This window comes from Thiocapsa sp. (assembly GCF_035467215.1).
GTDB lineage: Bacteria > Pseudomonadota > Gammaproteobacteria > Chromatiales > Chromatiaceae > Thiocapsa.
On the sequence record NZ_DATITZ010000309.1, the window covers coordinates 1 to 6723 of the forward strand.

Consider the following 6723-nt stretch of genomic DNA (forward strand, 5'->3'; position numbering starts at 1 on the left):
GGTTTAGAAGGAGATGACCCGCATGACCGAAACTCTCACACCCGGCGCCCGCCTCCGGCTAGCCGTCAAAGAGGAGCATCCTCTGCAGGTGGTCGGCGCCGTCAACGCCTATCACGCCATGATGGCCGAGCGCACCGGTTACCGCGCGCTCTATCTCTCGGGCGGCGGTGTCGCGGCTTGCTCCTTCGGGATCCCGGATCTCGGGATGACCAGCCTGGACAACGTGCTGGAGGACGTGCGCCGGATCACCGACGCCACCGCGCTGCCCCTCCTGGTCGACGCCGACACCGGCTGGGGCGGCGCCTTCAACATCGCCCGCACCGTCCGACTGATGAACCGGGCCGGCGCCGCCGGATGCCATATCGAGGACCAGGTCGCGGCCAAGCGCTGCGGTCATCGGCCCGGCAAGGCGATCGTCTCCAAGGAAGAGATGGTCGACCGCATCAAGGCCGCCGTCGATGCGCGCACCGACGACTTCGTCATCATGGCCCGCACCGACGCGCTGGCCGTCGAGGGGATCGACTCGGCCATCGAGCGCGCCGTCGCCTGTGTCGAGGCCGGCGCGGACATGATCTTTCCCGAGGCCATGACCGAGCTGGCCCAGTACGAGCAGTTCATCGCGGCGGTGAAGGTCCCGGTCCTGGCGAACATCACCGAGTTCGGATCCACGCCGTACTTCACGACAACCGAGTTGGGCGAAGTCGGCGTGTCGCTCGTGCTCTACCCGCTGTCCGCCTTCCGCGCCATGAACCTCGCCGCACTCAAGGTCTACGAGGCGATCCGCCGCGACGGCACCCAGGCCGCCGTGGTCGACACCATGCAGACCCGGATGGATCTCTACGATTTTCTCAACTACCACGGCTTCGAACAAAAGCTCGATGAGCTGTTCACGCAGGGCAAAGATTAAAGAAGCCTCCAGCCTCCAGCCTTCAGCCCCCTGCCTCCAGCCTGAATACCGCTGCCTGATAGCTGATAGCTGGAGGCTGGAGGCTGGAAGCTCCCCAACATCACACCGATCGAGGAGAACACGATGGCCGAAAACCAAGAGAGCCACCTTCCGAAACCGAAGAAATCGGTCGCCCTGTCCGGCACCGCCGCGGGCAATACCGCCGTCTGCACCGTCGGGCGCACCGGCAACGATCTGCATTATCGGGGCTACGACATCCTCGATTTCGCCGACCAGGCCGAGTTCGAAGAGATCGCTTATCTGCTGATCCACGGACATCTGCCGACGTCCGCGGAGCTCGCGGCCTACAAGCGCAAGCTGCGCTCGCTGCGCGGTCTGCCGGCCGCGCTCAAGACCGCCTTGGAGCAGATCCCGCCCTCGGCACACCCGATGGACGTGATGCGCACCGGCGCCTCGCTGCTCGGCACGTTGGAGCCCGAGAAGGACGACATGCCGGTCGCCGCCGCACGCGACATCGGCGATCGCCTGGTCGCCAGCTTCGGCTCCATGCTGCTCTATTGGTATCACTTCGCCCACAACGGCCGGCGCATCGAGGTCGAAACCGACGACGAGTCGGTCGGCGGGCATTTCCTGCATCTGCTGCACGGCAAGACGCCTTCGGCGGAGTGGGTGCGTGCCATGCACACCTCGCTGATTCTTTATGCCGAGCACGAGTTCAACGCCTCGACCTTCGCCGCACGCGTGGTCGCCGGCACCAACTCGGACATCTATTCGGCCGTCACGGGCGCGATCGGCGCCCTGCGCGGACCCAAGCACGGCGGGGCGAACGAGGCGGCCTGCGAGATCCAGAGCCGCTACTTCAGCGCCGACGAGGCCGAGGCCGACATCCGCGAGCGGGTCGCCCGCAAGGAGATCATCATCGGCTTCGGTCACCCGGTCTACACGACCGGCGACCCGCGCAACGAGGTGATCAAGACGGTTGCGCGCCGCCTGTCCCAATCCAACGAGGACATGCGCATGTTCGAGGTCGCCGACCGCCTCGAAACCGTCATGTGGGACATCAAGCACATGTTCCCGAACCTCGACTGGTTCTCGGCGGTGTCCTACGCGCAGATGGGAGTTCCGACCCCCTTGTTCACGCCGATCTTCGTCATCTCGCGCACCACCGGCTGGGTGGCACACGTCATCGAGCAGCGCATCGACGCCAAGATCATTCGGCCGAGCGCCAACTATGTGGGACCGGAGAATCTGAGCTGGGTGCCGATCGAGAAGCGTTGAGCGGCCGGACGTCAGGTTAAAGGTTAAAGGTCCAGATCGTAACCCCGAGGCTCGCAGGCTTGCGGGCCTCGCGCCTTCTTCGTCGCACCATGACATCGCCACACGCGCTACTGGGCGTTTCCGACGACATTTTCACTCTCAAAACAGTGCACCGATCATGAACAGCGCCTATCGCAAGCCCCTTCCCGGAACCGCTCTGGACTACTTCGATGCGGAGGCCGCCGTCGATGCCATCCGGCCCGGCGCCTATGCCAAGCTGCCCTATACCTCGCGCGTGCTCGCCGAGAACCTGGTGCGCCGCTGCGACCCCGCTAACCTCGCCGATGCACTCGGGCAACTCATCGAGCGCCGCCAGGATCTGGACTTCCCCTGGTACCCGGCGCGGGTGGTCTGCCACGACATCCTCGGCCAGACCGCTCTGGTGGATCTGGCGGGTCTGCGCGACGCCATCGCCGAGAAGGGCGGCGATCCGGCACAGGTGAACCCGGTGGTGCCGACCCAGTTGATCGTCGATCACTCGCTGGCCGTGGAATACGGCGGATTCGATGCGGATGCCTTCGAGAAGAACCGCGCCGTCGAGGACCGACGCAACGAGGACCGTTTCCACTTCATCGAGTGGACCAAGACCGCCTTCAAGAACGTCGACGTGATCCCGGCCGGCAACGGCATCATGCACCAGATCAATCTGGAGAAGATGTCCCCGGTGATCCAGGCCCGTGACGGGGTGGCCTTCCCGGACACCTGTGTCGGGACCGACAGCCACACCCCGCACGTCGATGCGCTCGGCGTGATCGCCATCGGCGTCGGCGGGCTGGAGGCCGAGACCGTGATGCTCGGCCGCGCCTCCATGATGCGCCTGCCCGATATCGTCGGCGTGCGCCTGACCGGCAAGCGTCGGCCGGGCATCACCGCCACCGACATCGTGCTGGCCCTAACCGAGTTCCTGCGCAAGGAGCGCGTGGTGGGTGCCTATGTCGAGTTCTTCGGCGAGGGTGCCGCCAGCCTGACGATCGGCGATCGCGCCACCATCTCCAACATGTGTCCGGAGTACGGCGCCACCGCGTCGATGTTCTACATCGACCGGCAGACCATCGACTATCTCACCCTGACGGGCCGCGAGCCCGAGCAGGTCGCGCTGGTCGAGACCTATGCCAAGACCGCCGGACTGTGGGCCGATGCGCTGGAGAGCGCCGAGTACGAGCGCGTGCTCGAGTTCGATCTGTCCACCGTGGTGCGCAACATGGCCGGCCCGTCCAACCCGCACCGCCGCCTTCCGACCAGCGCACTGCACGAGCGCGGCATTGCCGTGGATCTGGACAAGGCGCTGGCCGAAGAGAAGGACGGCCTGATGCCGGACGGCGCGGTCATCATCGCCGCCATCACCAGTTGCACCAACACCAGCAATCCGCGCAACGTGGTGGCCGCCGGTCTGGTGGCCAAGAAGGCCAACGCACTGGGGCTGATGCGCAAGCCCTGGGTGAAGACCTCCTTTGCGCCTGGCTCCAAGGTCGCCAAGCTGTATCTGGAAGAGGCCGGCCTGCTGTCTGAAATGGAACAACTCGGCTTCGGCATCGTCGGCTATGCCTGCACCACCTGCAACGGGATGTCCGGCGCACTGGACCCGAAGATCCAGCAGGAGATCATCGAGCGCGACCTCTTCGCCACCGCCGTGCTGTCGGGCAACCGCAACTTCGACGGCCGCATCCACCCCTATGCCAAGCAGGCCTTCCTCGCCTCGCCGCCGCTGGTGGTAGCCTACGCCATCGCCGGCACCGTGCGCTTCGACATCGAGCAAGACGCGCTTGGCCATGACCCGCAGGGCAACCCCATCACCCTGAAAGACCTGTGGCCGAGCGACGAGGAGATCGACGCCATCGTCTCGGCCTGCGTGAAGCCGGAGCAGTTCAAGCAGGTCTATATCCCGATGTTCGACCTGGGCACCGTGGAGGAGGCCAAGAGCCCGCTCTACGACTGGCGCCCGCAGAGCACTTATATCCGCCGTCCGCCCTACTGGGAAGGCGCGCTGGCCGGTGAGCGGACGTTGAAGGGCATGCGACCGCTGGCGGTCTTGCCGGACAACATCACCACGGACCATCTGTCCCCGTCGAACGCCATCCTGGCCGACAGCGCGGCCGGCGAGTATCTGGCCAAGATGGGCCTGCCGGAGGAGGACTTTAACTCCTACGCCACGCACCGCGTCGACCACCTGACCGCCCAGCGCGCCACCTTCGCCAACCCGCAACTGGTCAACGAGATGGCCGTGGTCGATGGCCAGGTCAAGAAGGGCTCGCTGACCCGTGTCGAGCCGGACGGCAAGGTCATGCGCATGTGGGAGGCGATCGAGACCTACATGGGACGCAAGCAGCCGCTGATCATCATCGCCGGTGCCGACTACGGCCAGGGCTCCTCGCGTGACTGGGCCGCCAAAGGTGTGCGTCTGGCCGGTGTGGAAGCCATCGTCGCCGAAGGGTTCGAGCGTATCCACCGGACTAATCTGGTCGGCATGGGCGTGCTGCCGCTCGAGTTCAAGCCGGGGGTCGACCGCAAGACACTCGGGATCGACGGCAGCGAGACCTACGACGTGCTCGGCGAGCGCACGCCGCGCACCACCCTGACCCTAGTGATGGCGCGCAAAAACGGCGAACGTGTGGAGGTGCCGGTCACCTGTCGCATCGATACCGCGGAAGAGCTGGCGATTTACGAGGCCGGCGGGGTGCTGCAGCGCTTCGCCCAGGACTTCCTGGAATCCAGCAAAGCGACCTGAAAAAGCCCCTCTCCCCTCGCGGGAGAGGGGTTGGGGAGAGGGGGTGAGAGTGGACCAACGCCAGTTCGCCAAAACCCTACGCCAAGCCATGACGGACGCCGAGCAATTGCTCTGGAGGCATCTACGCGCCCATCGCCTGGATGGACAGAAGTTCCGTCGCCAGCAACCGATCGGCCCCTATATCGTGGATTTCGTGCACTTCGGCGGCCGGTTGATCGTCGAGGCCGACGGTGGGCAGCATAACGGGCGCGATCGTGATTCCGAGCGTGACGTGTGGCTCGGGGAGCAAGGCTTCAGGGTCATGCGGTTCTGGAACAACGACATCTTGCAGAATCCGGAGGGGGTGTTGTCGAGCATCCTTGCGGCGCTGGAGTTGCCTGCGCCCCCTCTCCCCCGGCCCCTCTCCCGCGAGGGGAGAGGGGAGTAAATTGATCAATTTGCTGAGATATCAGATCAATGTCCAACGTATCCCAGATCCGCATCCCTGCCACCTACATGCGCGGCGGCACCAGCAAGGGCGTGTTCTTCCGCCTGCAAGACCTGCCCGAGGCCGCCCAAGTGCCGGGTGCGGCGCGCGATGCCCTGCTGCTGCGCGTCATCGGCAGCCCGGACCCTTACGGCAAGCAGATCGACGGCATGGGCGGTGCGACCTCGAGCACCAGCAAGACAGTCATCCTGTCCAAGAGCAGCAGGCCCGATCACGACGTCGATTATCTGTTCGGCCAGGTGTCCATCGACACGGCCTTCGTCGACTGGAGCGGCAACTGCGGCAACCTCTCGGCCGCGGTCGGCTCCTTCGCCATCGGCGCCGGCTGGGTCGACGCCGACCGGCTGCCGAAGGACGGCATGGCGAGGGTGCGCGTCTGGCAGGCCAACATCGGCAAGACCATCATCGCGCACGTGCCCATGACCGACGGCGTTGTGCAGGAGACGGGTGATTTCGAGCTCGACGGAGTGACCTTCCCCGCCGCGGAGGTGCAGTTGGAGTTCCTAAACCCCGCCGATGAGGGCGAGGGCGAGGGCGGCGGCTCCATGTTCCCGACCGGCAATCTGGTCGATCACCTCGAGGTCCCCGGTGTCGGTACGCTCGAGGCGACCATGATCAATGCGGGTATCCCGACCGTCTTTGTGAACGCGACGGCCATCGGCTACACAGGCACCGAGCTGCAGGACGCCATCAACGGCGATGCCGATGCCCTGAGGATGTTCGAGACCATCCGCGCCTATGGCGCGCTGCGGATGGGCCTCATCAAGGATGTCGCCGAGGCGGCGACCCGCCAGCACACGCCCAAGGTCGCCTTCGTCGCCCCGCCCGACGACTACGTCTCCTCCAGCGGGAAGCAGGTCGCCGCCGGCGAGATCGATCTGTGCGTGCGCGCACTCTCCATGGGCAAGCTGCACCACGCCATGATGGGCACGGCCGCCGTGGCCATCGGCACGGCTGCGGCCATCCCCGGCACCCTGGTCAACCTTGCCGCCGGCGGCGGGGAGCGCACCTCAGTGCGTTTCGGTCATCCCTCGGGCACACTGCGCGTCGGTGCCGAGGCCCGTCAGGTCAATGGCGACTGGACGGTGACCAAGGCCATCATGAGCCGCAGCGCCCGGGTACTGATGGAAGGCTGGGTGCGGGTGCCCGGGGATGCGCTCTTATAGTGGCGAGTGGCGAGTAGTGAGTGGGTAGAACAGAATTCTTGACCGTTGATTTAGCAACCGGAAGGCTGAAACACCGGCGCGTATCGGATATTTCCGAGAGCGATCTATTCACTCCCCTCTC

The 6723-nt window shown here is 65.4% G+C and carries 5 protein-coding genes; all 5 read left to right on the forward strand.

The window, feature by feature from the left end:
* The first annotated feature begins 22 nt into the window (after positions 1-22).
* The 5 genes from prpB to prpF all read left to right on the forward strand — a co-directional run bounded on the left by prpB (position 23) and on the right by prpF (position 6602).
* On the forward strand, positions 23-907 hold the full coding sequence (gene prpB / locus VLR48_RS16910) for a methylisocitrate lyase (protein ID WP_325292913.1): 885 nt from the start codon (positions 23-25) through the stop codon (positions 905-907).
* A 123-nt stretch (positions 908-1030) separates the two neighbouring features.
* A complete protein-coding gene (gene prpC, locus VLR48_RS16915; protein WP_325292914.1) occupies positions 1031-2185 on the forward strand; it encodes a bifunctional 2-methylcitrate synthase/citrate synthase in 1155 nt (384 codons plus the stop codon).
* Positions 2186-2342: 157 nt separating this feature from the next.
* Positions 2343-4949: a Fe/S-dependent 2-methylisocitrate dehydratase AcnD gene (acnD, locus tag VLR48_RS16920; RefSeq protein ID WP_325292915.1), complete on the forward strand. Its 2607-nt coding sequence runs from the start codon at positions 2343-2345 to the stop codon at positions 4947-4949.
* A 49-nt stretch (positions 4950-4998) separates the two neighbouring features.
* Positions 4999-5376, forward strand: a complete 378-nt coding sequence (locus tag VLR48_RS16925; protein WP_325292916.1) for an endonuclease domain-containing protein — start codon at positions 4999-5001, stop codon at positions 5374-5376.
* Positions 5377-5405: 29 nt separating this feature from the next.
* Positions 5406-6602 (forward strand): 2-methylaconitate cis-trans isomerase PrpF, encoded by a 1197-nt coding sequence (gene prpF / locus VLR48_RS16930; protein ID WP_325292917.1) that lies wholly within the window; start codon positions 5406-5408, stop codon positions 6600-6602.
* Positions 6603-6723: the final 121 nt, after the last annotated feature.

What these genes read in the sequence shown, in the direction of transcription:
- prpC (WP_325292914.1), top strand. Translation starts at nt 1,031, where the DNA reads ATGGCCGAAAACCAAGAGAGCCACCTTCCGAAACCGAAGAAATCGGTC.
- prpF (WP_325292917.1), top strand. Translation starts at nt 5,406, where the DNA reads ATGTCCAACGTATCCCAGATCCGCATCCCTGCCACCTACATGCGCGGC.
- acnD (WP_325292915.1), top strand. Translation starts at nt 2,343, where the DNA reads ATGAACAGCGCCTATCGCAAGCCCCTTCCCGGAACCGCTCTGGACTAC.
- prpB (WP_325292913.1), top strand. Translation starts at nt 23, where the DNA reads ATGACCGAAACTCTCACACCCGGCGCCCGCCTCCGGCTAGCCGTCAAA.